Genomic DNA, 23204 nt, shown 5'->3' with positions numbered 1-23204 from the left:
GCCCCTCGAAGCCCGCCAGCAGCGCCTCGATCCCGTCCTGCACGCCATCGAGCGCCGCCCGCAGCGCCGCCGCATCCCGCGACCTGCCCCGCACCAGCTCCCCCATCGGAACCCCCTCAGCGCCACCCCCACCGGCGGCCTTCGATGACTCCGATTCTACCAAGCCAGTCGAACGTGTGTTCGAACGATCGACGGCCTGTGGAGAACTCGCCTCAGACCCCCAGCAGCCCCGCCAGCCGGTCGATCGACGCGAGCAGATTCGCCGGCTGCGTGCGCCGAGCGCGCTGCAGCCGCGTCTCGTCGTGCAGCTGCGTCCAGTCATACGTGTGCGTGACGCGCGTCCCCTCGCCCTCGGGCTCCAGCTCCCACCGCCAGAGGTGCCCGATGGGCGGCTTGCCCTGCTCGGCCGGCTTCCAGGCGATGCGCCGACCCTCCTCGAACTCGACGACATGGTTCTCGCGCACCGCACCATCGCCGGTGAGCGTCATCGAGAAGATGTCGCCGACCGCGCGCACGCGCTGGCCGTCGGCGGCCTCGGCGAGGTTGTCGTTGCCATCCCACGCGGGCTGCTTCGCCGGGTCGGCGATGTGCTCGAAGATGACGTCGGCAGGCGCCGCGATGAAGCGGCTCGCCTGCACGACACGGACAGCGTCGGTCTCACTCATGCCGCCATCAAAGCATCCGCGCCCCACGGCGTCACTCGATCGGCCGCGGGCCCCCTCCATTGAGTCCCCTCCTGAACCGGAGTAGACATGGGGCACGACGGAGGGGAGCTCGACATGTCCGCTGACGCTTCACGCAAGCACCCGATCTTCCCGGCGTTCAATGAGTGGGTCGACGCCTTCGCCCTCATGGGCGGTTGGGATGGCAAGGGGCCGCTGCCGGGCATCCGCGTCGAGGAGGTCGTCGAGGACGACGCCTTCGTCGTGCACGCCGAGCTGCCCGGGCTCAACCCCGCGCGTGACATCGACGTCAAGGTCGAGCACGGTGTGCTGACGATCCACGCGGAGCGCCACCCCGACCCGCGCGAGAAGCAGCGGTCGGAGTTCCGCTACGGCGCTCTCGCGCGCTCCGTCCGGCTGCCGCTGGGCGCGAAGGACGACGAGATCACCGCCGTCTACGAGGACGGCATGCTGACGGTGCGCGTGGCCCTCGACCCCGTACCGGCGAAGGCGCGGCACATCCCGATCGAGCGGCGCTAGGCGGCATGCGGGAGACCCAGCGCACCGACGACGGCAGGTGGATCGTCGTGGACGGCCGTCGCTGGCGGGCCGAGGATCCGTCCTTGCCCACGGATGCGGCGACGCGGCTGCGATCGCACCTCGGGCGTGCGCGGGCGGCTGTGCGGAACGCGCCGAGCGATCGCGAGCGCGAGGCCGCTCGCGCCCGGGTGCAGCTCGCGAAGGAGGGGCTCGGCGAGCGAGGCGACGCCTGGTGGGAGCTGACCGAGGACGAGCGTGCCGCACGCGCCGCGGACCGGTTGGCCGGGCTCGACGAGCTCGCGCCACCGGCCTGAGGCCGCTCATCACACCAGCAGGGACAGCGCTGCAGCGGCCGCGAAGCCCACGACCGTCGCGAGGCCCGCGACGTCCTTCCCCTTCTCGCGAGCCTCGGGGATCATCGCGTCGACGAGCATGACCAGGAGCGCCCCGGCCGCGAAACCGTCGACGACTCCGGTGAGCGTGGGCGACGCGACCTCGGCGATCGCACGGCCCGCCACCGCGGCGACCGTGCACACCCCCGCGACGCCGAGCCAGAGCAGCAGGACGAAGCGACGCGACCTGCCGGCCGAGAGCATGTCGGCGGAGGACCCCACCGACTCCGGCAGGTTCGAGACGAACACCGCTACCAGCAGCGCGAGGCTCACGCCGTCGCCGGTTGCGAGCCCGATGCCGAGCACCGCCTGCTCTGGCACGCCGTCGAGGAGCGCGCCGACGGCGAGCGGCACTCCCGCCGCACCGCCACCGCTTCGGCCCGACCGCGCCTCCACCGCGCGATCGGCGAAGAAGTACACCATCGCGCCCGCCGCGAGCCCGATGCCCACCGCGAGCGGCCCGCCCTCCGCGACACCCGCCTCGGCGAGCTCGAACGAGACGCCCGCGATGAGCGCACCCGCACCGAAGGCGAGCACGTTGCCGACGACAGCGTCCGACCAGCGGCGCACGGTCGCGAGCACCGCGCCCAGCACGAGCGACGACGACGCGATCGCACCCCAGAGCAGCGCCTCGAGCATGCTCAGTCCAGTCCCGCGCTCGCAGCTCGGTTCTCCACGGCGGCAGGCTATGCCCCGATCCACCCTCATGCCATCGTGGAGACCGTCGACGAGGAGGCACCATGTCCGAGCTCACGGTCCATCCGGCGACGCACGCGCGCTTCGACGACCTGGCCGCGGTGATCGGGCCGAAGCGGCCCGACGCATCCGTTTGCTGGTGCTTGAGCCACCGCATCGACGCCAAGACGAACACGCAGCTGCGCGGCCCCGAGCGCGGCGCCTACATGGAGGCGCTCACGCGCAAGCGGGTCGCGCCCGGCGTGCTCGCGTACGACGGCGACGAGGTCGTCGGATGGGCCGCGGTCGCGCCGCGCTCCGACACGCCGTTCGACCGCTCCACCAGGATCCCGCACGTCGACGACCAGCCAGTGTGGTCGATCTGGTGCATCCGGGTGCGGCCGGGGCATCGCGGCGAGGGCATCTCGCACGTGTTGCTCGACGGTGCCGTCGAGTACGCGGCGTCGCACGGAGCGCCGGCAGTCGAGGGCTACCCGGTCGACAACCGGGGCGAGCGAGTCGATCTGACGATGGCGTTCGTCGGCACCCGCGCGCTCTTCGAGCGGGCCGGCTTCGAGCTCGCCGCGGCGACCGACGCGGTCGCGGGCGGGTTCCCACGCGTGCTCATGCGCAAGCAGCTCGCGCGGCGCTGACCTTGAGCCGGCCGCGGCGCTGACCTCAGCCGGCGGCGATGCGGCGCAGCTCGTCGAGCGCCTTCTCGAGCCGTCGCTCCTTCGTCTCGGGCGCCTTCGCCTCCGCGATGCCGCGTGCGATCTCCTTGCGGCGCGACGGGGCGAGCCCCTCGAACGCCGTCTTCGCTGCCGGATCCTGCGCGAACGCCGCGTCGAGCTCAGACGGCAGCTCGATCGCGCGCTCCGCCTCGTCGAGAGCGATCACCGCCTCGACCTCGTCGCCCGCCTCGACGCCGAGCGCGACGCGACGCTCCTTCGAGAGGCCGAGCGCGACGCGACGCTCCTTCGAGAGGCCGAGCAGGTTCTCTCCACCCATCCGCCCGATCCGGGTGCGCACCGTCGCCCCACCGATCGTCAGGGTGACTGGCGCGTTCTTGGCGCCGCCGAGCGATGCGACCTGGTCGTCGTCGAGGACGATCGCCGCAGCCGGGCCTCGCTGCTGGATCGTGGTGCGGATGCGGAGTTCGCTCATGCGCGCCAGGCTATGCGGGCGTCGCGCCCGCGCGCCAGGGTCAGGAGCGCTTGCGGAGCGCGGACTCCTTGTGCGCGGCCTTCGCCCCCGTCTTCTCCGATTCGACGACGTAGTACGGCTCGTCGTCGGAGGCGCGGAACTGCTGCCCGGCGAACGTGAAGTCGCGCACCCGCCGCTGCTGCACCGTGCCGTGCGTCTCTCCCTGGCTGGTGTTCCAGCTCACCCGGTCGCCCCTCCGGAATCCCATCGCCGCTCCCCTCGCCGCCGTTGGCCGGAACTGTACCCCGGTCCAGGCGAGCGGGCGTAGTGTCCCTGCATGGGTCGGCGGATGTTCGTTGCAGTGGTGCCGCCGGAGGACGTGCGGGAGGACCTCGCGACGTTCCTCGAGCCACGCGAGGGGCTGCGCTGGACGCCGTCCGACCGCCTGCACCTCACGCTCGGCTTCCTGCCCGACGTGCCTGAGCGCGTCCTCGAGCCGCTCGACGAGCGCCTGCGTGCCGCGCTGCTCGACCTGCCGCCCTTCACCTGCAGGCTCGGAGGCGCCGGCGCGTTCCCCGATCCGGATCGCCCTGCCGTGGTGTGGCTCGGCGTCGACCGCGGGCACGCCGAGCTGGAGCACTTGGCGCAGCGCGTGCGGAACGCCGCGAGCGCCGCCGGCGCCTCCACCGACGGCCAGCGCTTCGTGCCGCACCTCACGCTCGCGAGGCCCCCGCGGCATCGCAGCGCGATCCGCTGGCTCCGCGTGCTCGACACCTACTCGTCGCGCGCGTGGACCGTCGACGAGGTCGTGCTGATCGAGTCGCAGCTGCTCGGCCGAGGGCACCGGCCGCGGCATGCGCTGGTCTCGGTGCTGCCGCTCGGCGGCTGAGGCCCGACCGCCGGTCGCCTCAGCCGCGCACCTGCCGCCACGCGCGGTGCAGTCGCTCGACGCCCTCGACGAGGCGCTCGACCGGCTGCTCGCTGAACGACAGCCGCATCGTGCCGCGGAGGTGCGCGTCGTCGTCGACCGCGAACCACTCGCCCCGCTGGAAGAAGACGCCCTCGTCCTGGGCGGTTTCGTGCAGGCGCGCGAAGTCGGCGTCGCCGACCAATCGCGCCCACAGGAAGAAGCCGCCCGACGGATCCGTGATCTCGATGTCGTCGCCGAAGCGGGCCCCGAGCGCCTGCTGCAGCGCGCGCGCCTTCCGCGCGTAGCCGAGACCGGCATCGGCGAGCACCCGCGGGTACTCCGGGCGCTGCACGATGCGCAGCACGAGCTCCTGCAGCGTGCCGCTCGTCAGCCCGTCGAGCCGGTTCCGCAGCCGCACGAAGCGCTCCGAGAGCGCCTCGGGCACCACCATCCACCCGACCCGCAGCGCCGGCCCGAGGGTCTTCGAGAAGGTGTTCACGGCGATGACGCGATCGGAGTCGAGCAGCCGCGACCGCACGTCGACTGCGCCGGGCTCGAAGCCGACCTCGCGGTAGGGGTCGTCGAGGATCAGCGTGAAGCCGTAGCGGTCGGCGAGCTCGGCGAGCCGTCGTGCCCTGTCGTCGGGGAGCGTGCCGCCCGAGGGGTTGTGGAAGGTCGGCACGGTGAACAGCGCCTTCGGGCGCAGCCCTTCCTCGAGCCGCCGCTCCAGCTCGTCGACGTCGATGCCGTCGGCGCCGACCCGCACGGGCACCGGATGCGCGCCGACGAGATCGAGCGTGCGCAGGAACAGCGGGTACACCGGATCGTCGACGACGATCGCGTCGCCCGCGTCGAGGGTGCCCAGCACCGCGAGCGCCAGCCCGTGCGCGCCACCGGTCGTGACGATGACGCGCTCCGCGTCGACGCCCTCGCGCTCGGCGATCCACGCGCGCAGCGCCGGGATGCCGGGCGCCGGGACGTAGCGGAGCGAGGCCGCGAAGCCGTCGCTCTCGGTGAGGTCACGAGCGGCGTCGCGGTAGAGCGCCGTGGGCAGCGCCGCGACGTCCGGATTGCCGCCGCCGAGATCGATGCTGCCGGGACGGTGCCGGATGAGCGTGGCGTCGCCGAATCCCTGCCGTGCGGGGAGCTGCTCGAGCAGCCGGCTCGCCATGCGCGAATCAGTGGCCATGGGTGTGCTCCTTGCCATGGGTGTGCTCCTTCTGGCTGTGGTTCGGGACGCTACCGGGTGGCCGGCAGCGCTGCAGTTCGGGCTGGGGCTCGCCGCCGAGCTCGGCGACCACGAGGCGACCGAGGGCGGGCGCGAGCGTCACGCCGCTGTGCGCGACGACGGCGTAGACCCGTTCGGCCGCCCAACCGGCGATGGGCAGCCCGTCGGGCGGCAGCGGGCGGTGGGCGAAGCGCAGCTCGAGCAGGTCGTCGTCGCCGAGCGGCAGCCCGTGGCGCTGCGCGAGCTCGCGCAGCCGCCGCCAGGCGGCTCGCTCGTCGAGCGGCAGCGCCTCGTCGACGAGCGCCCGCTCGAGCGACAGCGACTGCAGCAGCAGCCGGTCGTCGCCGTCCGGGCGCACGCTCAGCTCGTCGCCCAGCACGAGTCCGCCCGCCCACCCGCTCGGCCAGCGCACTCGGGCGAGCGCGCCGATCGGTCCGAGCACAGCCAAGCGCTGCGCCGTGCCGAGACCGTCGAGGAGCGCGGGCGTGGCGACGCCCGCAGCCAGCACGACCGTGTCGGCGACGACGGGCTCGCCGGAGTCGAGGACGACGCGAGCACCGTCCGCATCCGTGTCGACGCGCACGACGGACGCGCCGGTGCGGACGACGCCACCGTGGTCGCGGATCGCGCGGGCGTGCGCGCGAGCGAACGCGGCCACATCGACGGCGCCGCCCTCGACCACCCGCGTGCCCCACGCATCCGCCGCCATCGCGGTGAACCACGGCTCCGACCCGGTCGCGGATGCTTCGGCGTGACGCCGCAGACCCGCTCGGCTGAGCGCGGCGTACGACGCGGGTCGCTTCGCGTGCGCGTTCGCCCAGGCGAAGCTCGCGCCGCTCGCGACGCGGCACAGCGCCGGCTCGCGCTCGAGCAGGGTCACCCGCCAGCCCGCCTTCACCGCGTCGGCGGCCACGGCGAGCCCGAGCACGCCGCCTCCCACCACGCACAGTCGGGCACCCACGACCGAAAGCCGCGCCCCGGCCGCGCGCATCTAGAGGAACCTGCGCGCGAGCCGGTTGCCGAGCACCTGCACGAGCTGCACGAGCGTGATGAGGACGACGACGATGAGCAGCATGATCGGGTAGTCGAAGCGCTGGTAGCCGTAGGTGAGCGCCAGGTTGCCCAGGCCGCCGCCGCCCACGGCGCCGGCGACGGCGGTCGCGTCGATCAGCGCGACGAAGATGAAGGTGAGCGAGAGGATGAGCGGCCCGAACGCCTCGCGCACCACGAAGCCGAAGAGGATGTGCAGTGGCTTCGCGCCCACCGCGGTCGCGGCCTCGACCACGCTCGGGTCGACGCCGACGAGGTTCGACTCGGCGACCCGGGCGATGCCGACGCCCGCCGCGATCGTGAGCGGCAGGATCGCGGCCGACGGCCCGATGCTCGTGCCGATGAGCGCGCGCGTCACGGGGGTGAGCGCGATGAGCAGGATGATGAACGGGATCGGGCGCAGCGTGTTGACGACGAGGTTCAGCACGAAGTGCGCGGCCCGGTTCTGCAGCAGCTGCCCCTTGCGCGTCGCGAACAGGAAGATGCCGAGCAGCAGCCCGAGGATCGAGGCGAAGAAGAACGACACGGTGACCATGTAGAGGGTCTCCCCGAGCGCCGTCGCGACGCGGGGCACGTCGCTGTCGAAATCGATCAGCGCGGTCACCACTGCGAGACCTCCGCGCGCTGCGAGAGCCCGGCGACGAACCGGTCGATGTCGCCGTCCGCCCCGTGCAGGGCCAGGCTCAGCTGCCCGTACGGGCGCCGCTTCACCCGTTCGACGCCGCCTTGGATCACGGCGAAGTCGACACCGTGCTCCCTCGCGAGGCGGCTGAGCACCGGGTCGTGCACGAGCGAGTCGTCGATCACCACCGAGATGCGGCGGCTGCCGTGCTCGACCCGAAGCGCCTGCCGCTCCGCGTCGGTCAGCGCGGTGCGGGCGTACGGCGCGACGAGCGCGGCCGTCTCGGCGTGCTGCGGACGGGCGAGGATCTGGTGGATGTCCCCGCTCTCGACGACCGCGCCGTGGCTCAGGATCGACACGCGGTCCGCGAGGCGCGAGATGACGTCCATCTCGTGGCTGACCACCACGATCGTGATGCCGAGCTCCTCGTTGATCGAACGCAGCAGCGCCACGATGTCGCCCGTCGTCTGCGGGTCGAGGGCGCTCGTCGCCTCATCGGCGAGCAGGATCGACGGGCGGTTCGCGATCGCCCGCGCGATGCCGACGCGCTGCTTCTGGCCGCCCGAGAGCTGTCTGGGCCGCGCGAACGCCTTGCCGCCCAGGCCGACGAAGTCGAGCAGCTCGGCGACGCGGGAGCGGATCGCCTCCTGCTTCCAGCCCGCGAGCTTGAGGGGCGTCGCGATGTTGTCGTAGACCGAGCGGGAGTTCCAGAGCCCGAACTGCTGGAACACCATCCCGATCTTGTGGCGGAGCCGCCGCAGCTCCTCCGCGCCCAGCCCGCCGACGTCGACCCCATCGACGAGCACCTCGCCCGACGTCGGCCGCTCGAGCGCGTTGATGGTGCGCAGCAGTGTCGACTTGCCGGCCCCGGAGCGGCCGATCAGCCCGTAGATCTCGCCGGCCCGCACCGAGAGGTCGATGCCGTCGAGCGCGAGCGCCCCGCCCGCCTTCGAGTCGAACTGCTTCGTGACGCCGGTGAGGCGGATGCGGTCGGTCATGGTTCCTTCACAGGCATGGTGCGTGGGCGCCCGGGAGGGCGCCCACGCAGGGGTCGATCAGGGCTGCACTGGAGCCGCTACTGCGCGACGAGCTCGTCGAGCGCGCTCCGCAGGTCGTCGACCGGCAGCTCGACGATGGTCGCCTCGCCCCGCTTCTCCTCCTCGAGCGCAGCCTCCACCCGAGCGTCGCGGTACGTCTGCTCGAGCAGCGGCCACGCTGCGTTGTCGAGGTTCTCGGGCGTCGTGGCGGCGATGAGCACGTAGGGGCTCGCGGACGGCGACGACGCGTCCTCGAGCTGCAGCGCATCGTCGCTCGTGATCGCCAGCGCCGGGTCGAAGTCGTCGACCGCGATCACGACGGCGGCGATCGACGGGTCGGCGTAGGCGGTCTGCACCGACTCGTGGGCGATGCGCACGAGCTCGAGGCCCCGGTCGTTCGCGGTGATGTCCTCCTCGCCCGGGAAGACGCCGGCGTCATCGGCGACCTCGATCAGGCCGGCGTGCTCGAGGATGAAGAGCGCGCGCGAGAAGTTCGACGGGTCGTCGGGCACCGCGATGCGCGCGCCGTCGGCGATCTCGTCGACGCTCGCGTGGTCCTCCGAGAACAGCCCCCAAGCGGTGACGACGGTCGAGAAGAGCGGGGTGATCTCGGCGTCGTTCTCGCGGTTGAACTGGCTCAGCCACGCGACGTGCTGGAAGACGTTGGCGTCGAGCTCGCCCGCCACGAGGGCGGTGTTCGGCAGGTAGGGGTCATCGAAGTTGACGAACTCGATGTCGAGCCCGTTCTCGCGACCGACCTCGACGATCGTGTCCTGGAAGTCGCTCTGCGCGGTGTCGCCGATGCGCAGCGGGATGAGCTCGTCGGCGCCCGCCCCGTTGCCCTGCTGCACGGCGACCGCTGTCGCGGCTCCTCCCGCGACCACGACGGCAGCGGTCACTGCGGCGATGATGCCGACCCTGCGTCGCGAACCGCGCTTCGCCAGGTGCTCGTCGATCTCCGAGCGGCTGGATTCGTTCGTCATGGGTCCTCCTGGGCCGGGGCGCTCCGCGCCGTGAACTCCATAACCCTACATATTGCCCACTACAACGCCGCATTCTGCTGTCGCGGCGCGTAACACTGCGCGCCACAATGCAGCAAGGGCGAGGAGGACCGGATGGGCATGGTCACGTGCGACGTAGGAGTCTCGGTGGATGGGTTCGTCGCCGGTGTCGAGCAGAGCGAGGAGGACCCGCTCGGGATCGGCGCGGAGCATCTGCACCGGTGGATGTTCGAGACTGAGGAGGAGAACGCCGCGGAGATCGCCGCGATCCTCGGTCACGGCGCCTACATCATGGGCCGCAACATGTTCGGCCCTGTCCGCGGCGAGTGGGACCGGCCCTGGCGCGGCTGGTGGGGCGACGAGCCGCCGTACCGAGCGCCGGTGTTCGTGCTCACCCATTTCGAGCACGAGCCGATCGAGATGGAGGGCGGCACGACGTTCCACTTCGTCACCGACGGCCCGGCTGCCGCGATGGAGCGCGCCAGGGAGGCGGCCGGTGATGCGAGCATCTCCGTCGCCGGCGGCGCGAGCACGATCGACCAGTTCCTCTCCCTCGGTCTCATCGACGAGCTGCGGCTCCACATCGCGCCCCTCGTGCTGGGCGCCGGCGAGCGGCTCTTCGCGGCATCGGGGCCGGTGGAGCTGCAGCCGATCGCGTCGCGCACGGCATCGCTCGTGACCCACGTGACCTACGGCGTAGGAGGCCGCGCGACCTGAGGCGGCACCTCGCCAGCCCCTGGCGCCCGCCGATGAGCTGCGGTAGAACCGCTGCATGACACCTGCGCAGCGCTGGCTCGACGGCTACATCCGCGCATGGGAGTCGAAGGACCCGGACGACGTGCGCGCGATCTTCACCGACGACGCCGAGTACTGGTTCCGCCCGAACGACCCCGAGCCCACACGAGGCATCGACGCGATCGTCGAGATGTGGAGCGAGCCGGAGTCGCCCGACCCGCAGCACGATCTGCGCGTGCTCATCGAGGACGAGCAGCTGGCCATCATCAAGGCCTCGATCGTGTATCCCGGGCACGAGTCGTACGCGAACCTGTGGGAGGTCTACCTCGCGCCGGACGGCCGGGCGCACCGCTTCGTCGAGTGGTACATGACGCCGCGGAAGCCCCACGACGCCTGAACGGAGGACGACACAGCGCCGACGACGACGCAGAACGGCGGACGACGCCGAGCGGGCCGTCAGTCCTGCGGAACCTCCATCTGCCCCCACGGGCTGCCGTACTCCTCGAGCTTGTCGAGGAACGGCTTCGGCGGCATCGCCTCCGGCCCGAGCACGCCGGCACCCGACCACACCCCGGTCGCGATGAGCTCGAGCGCGATGACCGGGTTGATCGCCGTCTGCCACACCACGCACTGGTGCCCGTACTCCGCCATCGACCACGCGTTGTCCACGACGTGGTACAGGTACGTCGACCGCGGCTGACCGTCCTTGCCCGTGCCGCGCACCCAGACACCGGCGCAGGTCTTGCCCGTCATGACCGGACCGATGGATGCGGGATCCGGCAGGCAGGCGGCCACGACATCGCGCGGCGAGACCTCGACACCGCCGACCCGGATCTTCTCGGTGCGGTCGAGGCCGAGCGTGTGCAGCGTCTGCAGCACGCCGATGAACTCGGACCCGAGCCCGTACTTGAACGTCACGCGGTCGGCCTCGATCCAGCGCGGCATCATCAGCACCTCCTCATGCTCGACGTTGACGCACTCCACCGGGCCGATACCCTCCGGGAAGTCGAAGACCTCCGGCTCGCTGAACGGCTCGGTCGTGTACCAGCCGCCGTCCTCGTGGGCCCGCGAGCGCTCCCAGATGACGGGCGGGTTCAGGCACTCCTCGATGGTCGTCCAGATCGAGAACGACGGCGCGAAGATCTCGTTGCCCTCGTCGTCGTGCACGGCCAGGTTCGCGCCGTCGCGCGTGCCGAGCTCTTCGATGTGGTCGAAGAGCTCGTCCGCCGCGTAGCGCGCGAAGACGTTCGACATGCCCGGCTCGACGCCGATGCCCACGAGCGCGAGCTGCCCCGCCGCCTCCCACTCGCCGGCCTTCGCGAACTGCTCGTCGCCGAGCTTCAGCCCGACCTTGCGGTACGGCTCCTCGGCATGCCGCTTCGACAGGCTCATCGCCATGTCGAGGTAGCCCGCCCCAGCCGCGAGCGCGCCATCGAAGATCGGCATCACGAAGCGGGGGTCGACTGCGTTCATGACGTGGGTGATCGCGTGCTCCCGGCACAGTGCCGCGACCGACTCGGGGTCGGATGCGTCGACCTGCGCGGCCGCGAAGCGCGGATCGACCGCCGCCGCCTTCTGCGCGCGCGCCTCGTCGTAGTCGGCGATCACCACGGCCTCGAAGAAGTCGCGCCTCGCCGCGATGGCAGCGAACGCCCCTCCGACACCTCCGGCACCCACCAGCAGGATCCGCATCGACGTCGCTCCTCTCGCACGGCCCCGGCCGCGCCGGTCGCGCGGCTCCTGAGGCCGAATGAGCGAGACTCTAGTGCAGCGACGACGGAATCAGTAGTGTCTGCGGTCAAGGGGGACGGATGCAGCACCTCACCGACGGTCGCGGCACGGTATCCGCCGAATTGAGCATCACTCTGGCACAAAGGGAGCCGTCGTGACCGACCATCGCACCACCCCCGCGACCGTGGACCACCCGGGGCTCAAGCCGAACGCGATCGGCTTCTTCGACGCCATGGTCATCGGGCTCGCGTCGACGTCCCCCGCGTACACGATCGCCGCCATCATCGGCGGGCTCGTGCTCTACAGCGGCGTCCACGCGCCCGGCATCATGCTCGCGAGCTTCATCCCGATGCTGCTCATCGCGTCGGCCTTCTACTACCTCAACACCGTCGACCAGGACTGCGGCACGACCTTCTCGTGGGTGACGCGCGCGATGGGGCCGTGGTTCGGCTGGATCGGTGGATGGGCCATCGCCATGACCGGCGTGCTGATCGTCGGCTCGCTCGCGGAGGTCGGCGTGCGGTACTCGCTGCTCACCTTCGGGCTCGAGGATCTCGCCTACGACCCGGTGGTCATCCGCATCCTCACCGTCGTGCTCATCCTCGTGATGACCGCGATCTGCGTGTGGGGGACCGAGATCTCGGCGCGACTGCAGAACGTGCTCATCGTCTTCCAGGTGCTGTCGCTGCTCGCCTTCGCGGTGGTGGCGTTCGTGCTCGTCTTCTCGGGCTCCTCGCCGCTCGACTCCCTCACCCCGTCATGGGAGTGGCTCAACCCCTTCGGCGGCGGCTGGGAGGGCGTGACCGCGGGGCTGCTGCTCGGCGTCTTCGCCTACTGGGGCTGGGAGTCGGCGGTCAACCTCACCGAGGAGACGACGAATTCGTCGCAGTCGCCCGGCAAGGCCGCGATCTGGTCGACGATCGTGCTGCTCGTCACCTACCTGTCGGTGACGATCGCGGTGGTCGCGCTCGCCGGCGACACGTTCCTGGCCGAGAACGCCGACGAGGAGGACGCGATCTTCCAGATCCTGGCGAGCGAGACGATGGGCCCGTGGGCGTGGGTCGTGATGCTCTCGGTCGCAACCTCGGCGATCGCGTCGACGCAGACGACGATCATCCCCGCCTCCCGCACCGGCCTCAGCATGGCCCGCCGCGGCGCGTTCCCGAAGATGTTCGGCCGCATCCACCCGCGCTTCCGCACTCCGGATGTCTCGACCTGGTGGGTCGCGGGCATCGCGATCGCGTACTACCTGGTCGTGGGCCTGCTGAGCGAGACGGCGCTGTGGGACACGCTCACCGCGCTCGGCCTGCTGATCGCCTTCTACTACGCGCTCACCGGCATCGCGTGCGCGATCTACTTCCGCAAGCGGCTGACGAAGAGCGTGAAGAGCTTCCTGCTGATCGGCGTCGGGCCGGTGCTCGGCTCGCTGCTGCTCATCTGGCTGCTCGTCGCCGCGATCATCGACTACGGGAACCCCGAGAACGCCTACACCGAGACGCCCTGGTTCGGGGTCGGGCCGCCCCTCGTCATCGGCGTCGGCATCTTCCTCACCGGCGTCGTGCTGATGATCATCTGGTACTTCCGCGACCGTGGCTTCTGGAACGAGCGGCCCAGCACCGCGGAGCAGCCGATCGTGCGGATCGACGTGACGACCGGCGGCGGGGAGCCACGCGCATGACCATCGTGCTCGGCTACGACGAGTCGCCCGGCGCGCGGGCGGCACTGGCCACCGCGATCGACGTCGCGAGCCGCTTTGGCGAGCAGCTCGTCATCGTCTACGGCACGGAGCCGCCCGGCACCCTCGGCGAGGAGCGCCGCACGCACGAGGCCGCGCTGCAGCAGCTCGGCGGCGAAGCGGTGAGCCACGCGCTCGAGGCTGCGGCAGCGGCGGGCGTCGACGCGGTCTCCGAGCTCGTGTCGGCCAGACCGGTGGATGCGCTGCTCGAGCAGGCGGACGCCCACGACGCGCGCCTCATCGTCGTCGGCACGTGGGGCGAGAGCCCCATGCGCGGCGCCATCCTCGGCTCCACGCCGCACAAGCTGCTGCATCTCAGCCGCCGGCCGGTGCTCTGCGTGCCCGTGCGCGCCTGACGCACACCGACCATCCGACCCGACCGACAGGAGCACCATGCCCTCCCCCGCCGACCACCTGTGGATGCACTTCACTCGCATGGCGAACGCCGATCAGGCGCCCGTCATCGTGCGGGGCGAGGGCGCGTACATCTGGGACGACCGCGGGAAGCGCTACCTCGACGGGCTGGCCGGGCTCTTCGTCAACCAGCTCGGCCACGGCCGCACCGACCTCGCCGCCGTGGCGGCCGAGCAGGCGTCGACGCTCGCCTTCTTCCCGCTCTGGTCGTACACGCACCCGAGCGCGATCGAGCTGGCCGACAGGCTCGCGACGCTCGCGCCCGGCGAGCTGAACCGGGTGTTCTTCACGAGCGGCGGCAGCGAGGCGGTCGAGAGCGCCTGGAAGCTCGCGAAGAACTACTTCAAGCTCACCGGCAAGCCGCAGAAGCACAAGGTGATCAGCCGCGCGATCGCCTATCACGGCACCACCCACGGCGCCCTGTCGATCACCGGGCTGCCGCCGCTCAAGGAGATGTTCGAGCCGCTCGTGCCGTCGACGTTCCGGGTGCCGAACACGAACATCTACCGTGCACCCATCCACCGCGACGACCCGGAGGCGTTCGGGCGCTGGGCCGCCGACCAGATCGCGGTCGCGATCGAGCAGGAGGGCCCCGACACGGTCGCTGCGGTGTTCCTCGAGCCCGTGCAGAACGCCGGCGGATGCTTCCCTCCCCCGCCCGGATACTTCGAGCGGGTGCGGGAGATCTGCGACGAGTACGACGTGCTGCTCGTCTCCGACGAGGTCATCTGCGCCTTCGGGCGGCTCGGCACGATGTTCGGGGCAGAGCGCTACGGCTACCAGCCCGACATCATCACGTGCGCGAAGGGGCTCACCTCGGGCTACGCGCCGCTCGGCGCGATGATCGCGAGCGACCGGCTCTTCGAGCCCTTCGCGCAGCCGGGCGCGATGTTCGCGCACGGCTACACGTTCGGCGGGCATCCGGTGGCGACCGCCGTCGGGCTCGCGAACCTCGAGATCTTCGAGCGGGAGGGCGTGCTCGAGCACGTGCGCGCCAACGAGGGCGCCTTCCGCGGCACGCTCGAGCGGCTGCTCGACCTGCCGATCGTCGGCGACGTGCGCGGCGACGGCTACTTCTACGGCATCGAGCTCGTGAAGGACAAGCACACCCGCGAGTCCTTCGATGACGACGAGAGCGAGCGGCTGCTGCGCGGCTACCTCTCGCACGCGCTGTTCGACGCCGGCCTCTACTGCCGCGCCGACGACCGGGGCGACCCCGTCATCCAGCTCTCGCCACCCCTCATCTGCGATCAGCGACACTTCGACGAGATCGAGCAGATCCTGCGCGGCACGCTCAGCGAAGCGTGGTCGCGGCTGTGAGCCTTCCCGACGCCCACGACAAGGCGATCATCGCCGAGCTGCAGCGCGACGGCCGGGCGCCGTACTCGGCGATCGCCGAGACGGTCGGGCTCAGCGAGACGGCGGTGCGGAACCGGGTGAAGCGGCTCACCGACTCGGGCGTCATGCAGATCGTCGCCGTCACCGACCCCACCCAGCTGGGCTTCGCGCGTCAGGCCATGATCGGCATCCGCGCATCCGGGGCGCTCGAGCCGGTCGCCGAGGCGCTCGCCGCGCTGCCTGAGGTCGACTACGTCGTCATCACCGCCGGCAGCTACGACATCCTCGTCGAGGTGGTGTGCGAGAGCGACGCCCACCTGCTCGAGCTGGTGTCGCAGCGCATCCGCAGCATCGACGGCGTGCGCGAGACCGACACGCTGCTCTACCTCAAGCTGCAGCAGCAGAGCTACGCGTGGGGCGTGCGCTAGCGGCGATCGGGCCGCGCCGGACCTACTCCTGCTGCTTCCGCAGCCGGTCGATGTGCTGGGACGCCTCGGCCTTGTTCAGGTCGGCCGGCAGCTCCTCCCCCGCCTGTCGAGCGAGGGTGTCGAGGTAGGAGCGCTGCGCCTCCGTCATCGGGTCATCGCCGCTGACCCAGTCGGCTGGGTCCTTCTCGAGCCCCGGGTCCTGCGCGTCGCTCGTCGCGCCGATCGTCTCGGGCTGGTCGCCGGGCGCGGTGGTGTCGGTCATGATCGCCTCCTCAAGCGTGTTGGCCGCACGCTACTCCCCGACACCGACACGCTCCTGCGAGCCGCGATCGAGGCGACCGCCGGCGCTGTGCCTCAGCTGAAGCGGTGCCGCACCCGCTCCGACTGCTCGGGGGTCAGCCGCCACGGGGTCCAGAACCTGTGGCCCTCGAAGGGGCCGTACCCGTCGTCCGGGTTGCGCAGGAAGACGCGGATGGCACGCCCCGAATCGGTGTGACCGAGTTCGTTGGCGAGCTCGGCCACACTGATCGATTCGTCCATCGATTTCACCGTAACTCGACCGGCTCGAAGCGCTGCTCGGATCGGCCCCTCGGTGCCCGACGCTTGGCCCAGAGGACGCCCAGCCGCTGAGCAAGGGCGCAAGCGCAACACAGGACCTGCTCAGTCCATGCCGCCCGGCGTTCCAGAACGCTGTTGGGCCAGCCGGGTGCTGTACATGTAGACGCAGTCCGGCATGTGTGCTCACAGGCGCGGGCTGGGCGAGCGCCCCGGCAGCCGTGTGCAACGGCCACCGGGGCGTCTTCGCGTGGCGAGCGGTTCTCGGCCGGGACTGATCCTCGGGCTCGCGATCGGGCTATGGTCCCGCCATGAGAGTCGTCTTCTTCGCGTGCCTCGCAGTGATCGCGATCGGGCTCGTCATCATGATCGCCGTGCCGCTGACGGGACGGTGATCACGATGCGCAACCACGGTCTGACGATCGGTTTCGGCGTCCTCTTCCTGCTGGCGCTCGTCGGCCAATCGGTCGCCGGCTTCTTCGTCTTCAACGACGAGCAGACGTCGCACGGCCAGCCGCCCGCGACGTTCACCGACTTCGTCTCCTCGTCGCACTTCCTCGTCGATGTCGCCGAGAACTGGCAGTCGGAGTACCTCCAGTTCTTCCTCTTCATCCTCGCCACGATCTGGCTCGTGCAGCGCGGCTCCCCCGAGTCGAAGAAGCCCGGCGACGAGGGGCTCGGGAGCGACGAGGAGCAGCTCGTGCACGAGCACGCGCAGGACGACTCACCCGCGTGGGCGAAGGTGCGGGGCTGGCGCCACACGCTCTTCTCCAACTCGCTGCTGCTGGTGATGGGAGCGATCTTCCTGCTCTCCTGGCTCGCGCAGTCCCTCGCCGGCGTCGTCGTCTACAACGACGAGCAGGCGCAGCACGGCGAGGAGGCCTTCGGCTGGCTCGAGTACGTCGTTTCGGCAGACTTCTGGAACCGCACGCTGCAGAACTGGCAGTCGGAGTTCCTCGCCGTCGGCAGCATGATCGCGCTCTCGATCTTCCTGCGGCAGCGCGGATCGCCCGAGTCGAAGCCCGTCGGGGCGCCGCACGACGAGAGCCACGCGAGCGGCTGACTCGAGAGCGGCGCCCGCGCGCGAGCTCAGAGCTCGGCGACCCGGCCCGCCTCGACGTGCCAGCGACGGTCCGTGTTGACGGTGGCGAGCATCCGCCGGTCGTGCGTCACGAGCAGCAGCGTGCCGTCGTAGGACTCGAGTGCCTGCTCGAGCTGCTCGATGGCGGCCAGGTCGAGGTGGTTGGTGGGCTCGTCGAGCACCAGCACGTTGACGCCGCGGGCTTGCAGCAGGGCGAGCCCGGCGCGGGTGCGCTCGCCCGGTGAGAGCTCGTCGACGGGACGGTGCACGTGATCGCCGCGGAGCCCGAACTTCGCGAGCAGCGTGCGCACCTCGCCAGACGCCAGCTCCGGCACGAGCGCCTCGAATGCCGCAGCGAGCGGCTGGGAGCCGGCCAGCAGCGACCGTGCCTGGTCGATCTCGCCGACCTGCACGCTCGCGCCGATGCTCGCCGAGCCCTCGGCGGGCGCCTGGTGCCCGAGCAGGGCGCGCAGCAGCGTCGACTTGCCGGCGCCGTTCGGGCCGGTGATGCCGATGCGCTCCCCCGCGTTGACCTGCAGCGACACCGGACCGAGCGCGAACGCTCCCTGCCGGAAGACCGCGCCGCTGAGCGTCGAGACGACGGTGCTCGAGCGGGGTGCCGTCCCGATCGTGAATTCGAGCTGCCACTCCTTGCGGGGCTCCTCGACCTCGTCGAGCCTGGCGATGCGGCTCTCCATCTGCCGCACCTTCTGCGCCTGCTTCTCGCTCGACTCCGTCGACGCCTTGCGGCGGATCTTGTCGTTGTCGGGCGCCTTCTTCATGGCGTTGCGCACGCCCTGGCTCGACCACTCGCGCTGCGTCCGCGCCCGCGCGACGAGGTCGGCCTTCTTCTCGGCGAACTCGTCGTACTGCTCGCGAGCGTGGCGGCGGATGGTCGCGCGCTCCTCGAGGTAGGAGTCGTAGCCGCCGCCGTAGATGCGGTTGGAGCTCTGCGCGAGGTCGAGCTCGAGCACGCGGGTCACGCAGCGGGCGAGGAACTCGCGGTCGTGGCTGACCAGCACGACGCCGCCGCGGAGGCCCTGCACGAACGCCTCGAGCCGCTCGAGCCCGTCGAGGTCGAGGTCGTTCGTCGGCTCATCGAGCAGCACGATGTCGAACCGCGACAGCAGCAGGGCCGCGAGCCCGACGCGCGCCGCCTGGCCGCCGGAGAGCGACGTCATGAGCGCCTGCTCGATGGGGGCGTCGCGCAGCTCGAGCCCGAGCTCGGCCAGCACGATCGGGATGCGCTCCTCGAGGTCGGCGGCTCCGCTCGCGAGCCAGCGCTCGAGCGCGGTCGAGTATGCGTCGGCCGGGTCGACACCAGCAGGCGCGAGCGACGGGTCTCCGAGCGCCGCGGCAGCCGCATCCATGTCGCGCGTCGCCTCGGCGCATCCCGTGCGACGCGCGATGTGGTCGGCGACCGTCTCCCCCGGCACGCGCTCGTGCTCCTGCGGCAGCCAGCCGACGAACGCGTCGGCCGGGGCGAGCGACACCGTGCCGGCCTGCGGCTCGTCGATGCCGGCCAGCAGCTGCAGCAGCGTCGACTTGCCTGCGCCGTTCGCGCCCACGATTCCCACGACGTCGCCCGGGGCGACCGTCAGGTCGAGGGAGTCGAAGAGGGTGCGGTGGCCGTAGCCGCCAGCGAGGCCATTGGCCACGAGGGTTGCGGTCATCCTGCCATTGTCTCAGCAGCCGAGGAGCCCCGGCACCCGGCGGCGGCCTCAGCGCGACGAGCGCTCCGCAGCGATCCCCAGTTCGACGGCATGCGCGCTGATCGCCCTCGCGAGCCGGATGTCGCGGCTGGTGATGCCGCCGACGTCATGGCTGGAGAGCGTGACGACGACGGCCGCATAGGTGAGGGTGATGTCTGGGTGGTGGTTCGCGGCTTCGGCGGAGGCGCCGATCCGGTTCACCAAGTCGAGGCCGGCGGCGAACCTCCGCGAGCGGAACCGAGCGATCAGCGTGCCGTCGTCGTGGCGCCAGTCGGCCAGCTCGGCGTCGACGATGTCGGAGTCGGTCAGCCGCGCCTTCGGATCGCTCATGCCACCATCCTGAGCCCTCTCCGGGCAGCAGACCAGCGTTCCTTGGCGACTTCGGCCTGGCGCAGCTCGACGGTTCCGCAGCCGCCGCCGGTTCGAGGGGGACCACTCGGCCGCCGGCGCCCCCAGGGTCGCTGCACCGCCGATCCGCGCGCCCGCGAGGCGCCCTCGTACCCTGGAGGTGGAGAGCCGGGAAGCCTGGTCAGCATGCCGCTGAGCGAATCGCGCCAGCGGCGTCGAGAGGAGACCCATGGACGCCGCCACCACACCGATCGGTGTTCACCGAGCCAGGCTAGGCCGCATCCTCCGCCTCGAGACGACGAGCGGCTTGCTCCTGCTGGTCGCCGCGGCTCTCGCCCTGTGCTGGGCGAACTCGCCGTGGCACGAGGCCTACGCCGCGCTCATGCAGACGCGGATCGGCCCCGCAGCCCTGCACCTCGACCTCAGCATCGCCTCGTGGGCCGCGGACGGCCTGCTCGCCGTCTTCTTCTTCGTCGTCGGCGTCGAGCTCAAGCATGAGATCGTCGCCGGCAGCCTGCGCGACAAGCGCCGAGCAGCCGTGCCCGTGCTCGCGGCGCTCGGCGGCATGGCGCTTCCTGCGCTCGTCTACGTCGGCATCGTGCTCATTGCAGGCGATGCGGGTGCGCTGACCGGCTGGGCCATCCCCGCGGCGACCGACATCGCCTTCGCGCTGGCTGTCCTCGCGATCTTCGGGCGCGGGCTGCCGGCGGGGCTCCGCACCTTCCTGCTGACGCTCGCGGTCGTGGACGACCTGCTCGCGATCGTCGTCATCGCCGTCTTCTACACCGCTGGCGTGCAGCTGCTCGCGCTCATCGGTTCGCTCGCGGCCGTGGCGGCGTTCGCGATCGTCGTGCGGTCGCGCCGGCTCCGGTGGTGGCTCCTCATCCCGATCGCGCTCGTCGCCTGGTGGCTGATGCATGAAGCAGGCGTGCACGCGACGGTCGCCGGTGTGCTGCTCGGCGCCGTCGTGCCGGCGACACGCGTCCACGGCGAGCGGGAGCCCCGCACCCATCGTCTCGAGTCCGCCCTGCGGCCCTGGTCGACGGCCATCGCACTCCCGATCTTCGCGTTCTGCTCGGCGGGCGTCTCGGTCGCAGCGGGTGGCGGCGTCGCCGAGCTCGCTGCCCAGCCGGTGCTGCTCGCGGTCGCGGCCGGTCTGGTGCTGGGCAAGCTGCTGGGCGTCCTCGGGGTGACCGCCATCGTGACTCGATGGACACCCCTGCGGCTCCCGGACGGCATCGGCGTGCGAGACCTGCTTCCCGTAGCGCTGCTCACGGGCATCGGCTTCACCGTCTCGCTGCTCATCACCGAGCTCTCGTTCGACGATGCCGCTCGTACCGACGCTGCGAAGCTCGCCGTGCTCGTCGGCTCGGGCGTGGCGGCGCTGCTCGCGGCTCCGCTGCTCCGGTGGGATGCGCGCCGCGCGCGGAGCATCGATGAGAACCGCGACGGCGTGGCCGACGCGCCTCAGGCGCGGATCGGCGAATGAGCGCAGGCGAGATCAGCTGCCCTGCTCCTCGGCCTTCTCGAGCGGGATCGCGCCGGAACGGATGCCGCGCAGCACCCGGAGCGTGCGCGCGACGCGCGGCAACGAGATGATGAGGAGTCCGCCCAGCATGTTGCACGGGATGACGATCGCGAACCACTGCAGGAAGTCACCGATCGAGATGTCGGCACCGGCGAGCATCGCGCCGAAGATGATGATGGCGTTGAGTGCTCCGTGCAGCATGCCGAACCCGATGACGAGCAGCCCCGAGATCATGCACGTGATCGCCGTGACGACGTCGTCCGAGGAGCCCTGCTGCATGCGCGTCGAGAGCGTGATCGTCGCCCCAGCGAGCACGGCGAGCGCGATCATCACCGCGAGCGACGGCTGGTCGAGGTAGGCGATCGCCGAATCGATGAGCGTCTGGTGGTAGTCCGGCAGGCCGATCACGACGACCGCCATGAACGCGAGCCCGCCGAGCAGGTTGGTGACGAGGGTGACGGCCCACAGGCGCACCATCTGCATCCACGTGCCCTGCCCCGCGATGACGGCGTTGAGCGGAAGCAGGAACTCCTCGGTGAAGAGCTCCGAGTGCGCGAGCTTGAGCGCCAGCAGCCCCACACCGAAAGCCATGCCGGCGAGGATGTCGGACCCGGTGGCCTGCTTGACGAGCATCATGGCGAGGATGCCGAGGCCCACGTCGACGCCGCCGAAGAGACCGGTGACGATGAGCTCCGGCCACTTCCGGTTCAGTCGCTCACCGCCCTTGATCACGGTCGTGACGGCCTCGTCGAGCAGCGCGTCCTCGATGTCGACATCGCTCTCGCCGAGCTTGCGGCGCTGCTCGCCCTCATCCATGCGCTCAGCGTACGGATGCGCGCGGCCGGGCGCCCTATGCTCCTCGCATGGACGACACCTCCCCCGACCCCATCGAACGACTGACCCAGATCGCCGGCATGCTGCGCGACGGCGATGCGCTGGCGCGCGACGAACTGGTCACGATCGCGGACGAGCTCGTCGTCATCGCGGAGGGCTTGAACGCGCAGCGCAATCCGCAGTGAGCGGCGCCGCCGCGCGTCACGCCCGCTCGACAGGCATCCAGAGCTCGCAGTCGGCGTACGACTCGGTGAGCTCGAGGTAGCGCAGGATCGTCGGGCCCGGTCGCAGCCGCCAGGGGTTCGACGGGAACCACTCCGCCGCCGTCGCTGCCCAGAGCCGCTGCAGCGCATCCGGGAACGGGCCGCGCGACGAGAACACCGCCCACGCGCCCGCTTCGACGCGGATGGCGTCCAGGTCATCCGGCACTGGGGTGTCGGCGGTGACCGCGACGCCGTGCAGGTAGGTGAGCTCTGACCCCTCCGGTGCGTCGGGCTCCAGTCCTGCGGTGACGGCCAGGATGCCGGCCGGCTCCGCGTTGCCGAGCGCCTTGAGGCGCGCGTGCTCCTCGACCGGAATCTCGGCGATGTGCCGCTGGATGTGCGGGTTGACGCCCTCGTGCATCAGCGGGACGCGCGCGGCGTGACCCACGAGCACGAGCTCGGGCCGGTCGGTGATGGTGACGTCCATCGGGGTGCTCCCTTCGACGATCAGGCGGAACCTGATCATGGGTTGTGTGCTGAGCGGGCCGCCGTCGCGACGCACGTCGGCCGGGCTCGAGCCGTGCACCGAGCGGAATGCACGACCGAACGCCTCGACCGAGCCGTAGCCGTATCGCACCGCGACAGCGAGGAGATCGGCTTCGCCGGCCGCGAGGTCGGCCCCCGCGAGCGTCATCCGCCGGCGCCGGATGTACTCGGACACCGGCATCCGCGCGAGCGACGAGAACATCCGGCGCAGGTGGTACTCGGTCGTGCCGTGCTCGCGCGCGAACGCCGCGACATCGAGCTGCTCGTCGAGCGAGCGCTCGACGAGGTCGACGAGTGCGTTCAGCGTGCCGATCATGACGCCCTCCTTCTGCCCACGATCCTCCAGGACCGATGAGGGCCGCGCCCGATCATCGTGGCCGGATGCGATCGGTCGATAGCGTGGCGGCATGGTCCCGTCCCGTGCCGACAGCATCGCCGCGCGCCGCTCAGAGGTGCTGGCGCAGCTCCAGGAGGTGCAGCGCGAGCTGACCGAGCTGCGCGCGCTCCGCGAGCGCGTGCACGACGACGACGAGCACGACCCGGACGGCGTCTCGCTGTCGTCGGAGTGGTCGCGACTCGAGGGGCTCAAGCAGACGCGGCTCGATGCGCTTGCCGCCATCGACGAGGCAGCGGCCCGGCTCGAGCGGGGCGAGGGCGCGACCTGCAGCGTGTGCGGCCGCCCGATCGCGCCCGAGCGGCTCGAAGCCCGCCCGGACGCGACGACGTGCATCCATTGCGCCCGATGAAGCCGCGCTG

The 23204-nt window shown here is 71.2% G+C and carries 30 protein-coding genes; 14 read left to right on the top strand and 16 right to left on the bottom strand.

Features of this window, described 5'->3' with window-relative positions; genetic code table 11:
- Nucleotides 1-212: 212 nt before the first annotated feature.
- A complete protein-coding gene (locus tag ACLQ21_RS15315) occupies nt 213-665 on the bottom strand; it encodes an SRPBCC family protein (RefSeq protein WP_425664832.1) in 453 nt (150 codons plus the stop codon).
- A gap of 114 nt (nt 666-779) precedes the next feature.
- Here ACLQ21_RS15315 and ACLQ21_RS15310 point away from each other — a divergent pair, with 114 nt between their 5' ends.
- Nucleotides 780-1202 (top strand): Hsp20/alpha crystallin family protein, encoded by a 423-nt coding sequence (locus ACLQ21_RS15310; protein WP_425664831.1) that lies wholly within the window; start codon nt 780-782, stop codon nt 1200-1202.
- A gap of 5 nt (nt 1203-1207) precedes the next feature.
- Complete coding sequence (locus ACLQ21_RS15305) at nt 1208-1516, top strand: biopolymer transporter Tol (protein ID WP_425664830.1); 309 nt, start codon at nt 1208-1210, stop codon at nt 1514-1516.
- Nucleotides 1517-1525: 9 nt separating this feature from the next.
- On the opposite strand, the gene ACLQ21_RS15300 is transcribed toward ACLQ21_RS15305, so the two are convergent.
- Nucleotides 1526-2233 (bottom strand): ZIP family metal transporter, encoded by a 708-nt coding sequence (locus ACLQ21_RS15300; RefSeq protein ID WP_425664829.1) that lies wholly within the window; start codon nt 2231-2233, stop codon nt 1526-1528.
- A 101-nt stretch (nt 2234-2334) separates the two neighbouring features.
- On the opposite strand from ACLQ21_RS15300, the gene ACLQ21_RS15295 reads away from it, so the two are divergent.
- The gene (locus ACLQ21_RS15295) at nt 2335-2922 is read left to right on the top strand and encodes a GNAT family N-acetyltransferase (RefSeq protein WP_425664828.1); all 588 of its coding nucleotides are present in this window, start codon (nt 2335-2337) and stop codon (nt 2920-2922) included.
- 25 nt (nt 2923-2947) lie between these two features.
- Here ACLQ21_RS15295 and ACLQ21_RS15290 read toward each other — a convergent pair whose 3' ends face one another.
- On the bottom strand, nt 2948-3433 hold the full coding sequence (locus tag ACLQ21_RS15290) for a YdeI/OmpD-associated family protein (RefSeq protein WP_425664827.1): 486 nt from the start codon (nt 3431-3433) through the stop codon (nt 2948-2950).
- Nucleotides 3434-3473: 40 nt separating this feature from the next.
- Complete coding sequence (locus ACLQ21_RS15285; RefSeq protein ID WP_425664826.1) at nt 3474-3656, bottom strand: DUF2945 domain-containing protein; 183 nt, start codon at nt 3654-3656, stop codon at nt 3474-3476.
- A 105-nt stretch (nt 3657-3761) separates the two neighbouring features.
- Here ACLQ21_RS15285 and thpR point away from each other — a divergent pair, with 105 nt between their 5' ends.
- Nucleotides 3762-4301 carry an RNA 2',3'-cyclic phosphodiesterase gene (gene thpR, locus ACLQ21_RS15280; protein WP_425664825.1) on the top strand — a complete coding sequence of 180 codons (540 nt, stop codon included), beginning with the start codon at nt 3762-3764 and terminating at the stop codon, nt 4299-4301.
- A 19-nt stretch (nt 4302-4320) separates the two neighbouring features.
- On the opposite strand, the gene ACLQ21_RS15275 is transcribed toward thpR, so the two are convergent.
- The 5 genes from ACLQ21_RS15275 to ACLQ21_RS15255 form a co-directional block, all read right to left on the bottom strand.
- Nucleotides 4321-5511, bottom strand: a complete 1191-nt coding sequence (locus tag ACLQ21_RS15275; protein ID WP_425664824.1) for a PLP-dependent aminotransferase family protein — start codon at nt 5509-5511, stop codon at nt 4321-4323.
- Nucleotides 5501-6541 carry an NAD(P)/FAD-dependent oxidoreductase gene (locus ACLQ21_RS15270; protein WP_425664823.1) on the bottom strand — a complete coding sequence of 347 codons (1041 nt, stop codon included), beginning with the start codon at nt 6539-6541 and terminating at the stop codon, nt 5501-5503. Before ACLQ21_RS15270 ends, ACLQ21_RS15275 begins: the two co-directional genes overlap by 11 nt.
- A complete protein-coding gene (locus tag ACLQ21_RS15265) occupies nt 6542-7207 on the bottom strand; it encodes a methionine ABC transporter permease (RefSeq protein WP_425664822.1) in 666 nt (221 codons plus the stop codon). It abuts the gene before it with no gap.
- Nucleotides 7201-8220, bottom strand: a complete 1020-nt coding sequence (locus tag ACLQ21_RS15260; RefSeq protein WP_425664821.1) for a methionine ABC transporter ATP-binding protein — start codon at nt 8218-8220, stop codon at nt 7201-7203. The genes ACLQ21_RS15265 and ACLQ21_RS15260 overlap by 7 nt, the downstream gene beginning before the upstream one ends.
- 77 nt (nt 8221-8297) lie before the next feature.
- Nucleotides 8298-9242 (bottom strand): MetQ/NlpA family ABC transporter substrate-binding protein, encoded by a 945-nt coding sequence (locus ACLQ21_RS15255; RefSeq protein WP_425664820.1) that lies wholly within the window; start codon nt 9240-9242, stop codon nt 8298-8300.
- 132 nt (nt 9243-9374) lie between these two features.
- On the opposite strand from ACLQ21_RS15255, the gene ACLQ21_RS15250 reads away from it, so the two are divergent.
- Complete coding sequence (locus ACLQ21_RS15250) at nt 9375-9977, top strand: dihydrofolate reductase family protein (RefSeq protein WP_425664819.1); 603 nt, start codon at nt 9375-9377, stop codon at nt 9975-9977.
- Nucleotides 9978-10032: 55 nt separating this feature from the next.
- Nucleotides 10033-10392, top strand: a complete 360-nt coding sequence (locus ACLQ21_RS15245; RefSeq protein ID WP_425664818.1) for a nuclear transport factor 2 family protein — start codon at nt 10033-10035, stop codon at nt 10390-10392.
- 59 nt (nt 10393-10451) lie between these two features.
- Here the strand turns inward: ACLQ21_RS15245 and ACLQ21_RS15240 are convergent, their stop codons facing one another.
- Complete coding sequence (locus tag ACLQ21_RS15240; protein WP_425664817.1) at nt 10452-11687, bottom strand: saccharopine dehydrogenase family protein; 1236 nt, start codon at nt 11685-11687, stop codon at nt 10452-10454.
- A gap of 193 nt (nt 11688-11880) precedes the next feature.
- Between ACLQ21_RS15240 and ACLQ21_RS15235 the strand changes: the two genes are divergently transcribed.
- The 4 genes from ACLQ21_RS15235 to ACLQ21_RS15220 are packed head-to-tail and all read left to right on the top strand — an operon-like array spanning nt 11881 to nt 15641.
- Nucleotides 11881-13404 carry an APC family permease gene (locus ACLQ21_RS15235; protein ID WP_425664816.1) on the top strand — a complete coding sequence of 508 codons (1524 nt, stop codon included), beginning with the start codon at nt 11881-11883 and terminating at the stop codon, nt 13402-13404.
- A complete protein-coding gene (locus ACLQ21_RS15230) occupies nt 13401-13817 on the top strand; it encodes a universal stress protein (protein WP_425664815.1) in 417 nt (138 codons plus the stop codon). The genes ACLQ21_RS15235 and ACLQ21_RS15230 overlap by 4 nt, the downstream gene beginning before the upstream one ends.
- A gap of 37 nt (nt 13818-13854) precedes the next feature.
- Complete coding sequence (locus tag ACLQ21_RS15225; RefSeq protein WP_425664814.1) at nt 13855-15195, top strand: aspartate aminotransferase family protein; 1341 nt, start codon at nt 13855-13857, stop codon at nt 15193-15195.
- Nucleotides 15192-15641 (top strand): Lrp/AsnC family transcriptional regulator, encoded by a 450-nt coding sequence (locus tag ACLQ21_RS15220; RefSeq protein ID WP_425664813.1) that lies wholly within the window; start codon nt 15192-15194, stop codon nt 15639-15641. Before ACLQ21_RS15225 ends, ACLQ21_RS15220 begins: the two co-directional genes overlap by 4 nt.
- 22 nt (nt 15642-15663) lie before the next feature.
- On the opposite strand, the gene ACLQ21_RS15215 is transcribed toward ACLQ21_RS15220, so the two are convergent.
- Together ACLQ21_RS15215 and ACLQ21_RS15210 are read right to left on the bottom strand one after the other, a co-directional pair.
- On the bottom strand, nt 15664-15903 hold the full coding sequence (locus tag ACLQ21_RS15215; RefSeq protein ID WP_425664812.1) for a DUF3072 domain-containing protein: 240 nt from the start codon (nt 15901-15903) through the stop codon (nt 15664-15666).
- 92 nt (nt 15904-15995) lie between these two features.
- On the bottom strand, nt 15996-16181 hold the full coding sequence (locus ACLQ21_RS15210; protein ID WP_425664811.1) for a hypothetical protein: 186 nt from the start codon (nt 16179-16181) through the stop codon (nt 15996-15998).
- Between the two features lie 415 nt (nt 16182-16596).
- Between ACLQ21_RS15210 and ACLQ21_RS15205 the strand changes: the two genes are divergently transcribed.
- Nucleotides 16597-17259: a DUF6766 family protein gene (locus ACLQ21_RS15205; protein WP_425664810.1), complete on the top strand. Its 663-nt coding sequence runs from the start codon at nt 16597-16599 to the stop codon at nt 17257-17259.
- Nucleotides 17260-17285: 26 nt separating this feature from the next.
- Here ACLQ21_RS15205 and ACLQ21_RS15200 read toward each other — a convergent pair whose 3' ends face one another.
- The gene (locus ACLQ21_RS15200; protein WP_425664809.1) at nt 17286-18950 is read right to left on the bottom strand and encodes an ABC-F family ATP-binding cassette domain-containing protein; all 1665 of its coding nucleotides are present in this window, start codon (nt 18948-18950) and stop codon (nt 17286-17288) included.
- 48 nt (nt 18951-18998) lie between these two features.
- Nucleotides 18999-19319, bottom strand: coding sequence for a 4a-hydroxytetrahydrobiopterin dehydratase (locus ACLQ21_RS15195; RefSeq protein WP_425664808.1), 321 nt, complete (start codon nt 19317-19319; stop codon nt 18999-19001).
- Between the two features lie 247 nt (nt 19320-19566).
- On the opposite strand from ACLQ21_RS15195, the gene nhaA reads away from it, so the two are divergent.
- Nucleotides 19567-20826 carry a Na+/H+ antiporter NhaA gene (nhaA, locus tag ACLQ21_RS15190; RefSeq protein WP_425664807.1) on the top strand — a complete coding sequence of 420 codons (1260 nt, stop codon included), beginning with the start codon at nt 19567-19569 and terminating at the stop codon, nt 20824-20826.
- Nucleotides 20827-20838: 12 nt separating this feature from the next.
- Here the strand turns inward: nhaA and ACLQ21_RS15185 are convergent, their stop codons facing one another.
- Complete coding sequence (locus ACLQ21_RS15185; RefSeq protein WP_425664806.1) at nt 20839-21681, bottom strand: formate/nitrite transporter family protein; 843 nt, start codon at nt 21679-21681, stop codon at nt 20839-20841.
- Between the two features lie 47 nt (nt 21682-21728).
- On the opposite strand from ACLQ21_RS15185, the gene ACLQ21_RS15180 reads away from it, so the two are divergent.
- A complete protein-coding gene (locus tag ACLQ21_RS15180; RefSeq protein ID WP_425664805.1) occupies nt 21729-21884 on the top strand; it encodes a hypothetical protein in 156 nt (51 codons plus the stop codon).
- Nucleotides 21885-21900: 16 nt separating this feature from the next.
- On the opposite strand, the gene ACLQ21_RS15175 is transcribed toward ACLQ21_RS15180, so the two are convergent.
- Entirely contained in the window at nt 21901-22764 is an 864-nt protein-coding gene (locus ACLQ21_RS15175) for an AraC family transcriptional regulator (protein WP_425664804.1), read from the bottom strand.
- A 91-nt stretch (nt 22765-22855) separates the two neighbouring features.
- Here ACLQ21_RS15175 and ACLQ21_RS15170 point away from each other — a divergent pair, with 91 nt between their 5' ends.
- The gene (locus ACLQ21_RS15170; RefSeq protein WP_425664803.1) at nt 22856-23194 is read left to right on the top strand and encodes a TraR/DksA family transcriptional regulator; all 339 of its coding nucleotides are present in this window, start codon (nt 22856-22858) and stop codon (nt 23192-23194) included.
- The last annotated feature ends 10 nt before the right edge of the window (nt 23195-23204 follow it).

It is taken from the genome of Agrococcus sp. DT81.2, from assembly GCF_049844935.1.
Taxonomy (GTDB): Bacteria; Actinomycetota; Actinomycetes; order Actinomycetales; family Microbacteriaceae; genus Agrococcus.
Note: the sequence above shows the minus strand (reverse complement) of the source record. Positions and strands in the feature narration are given on the sequence as shown.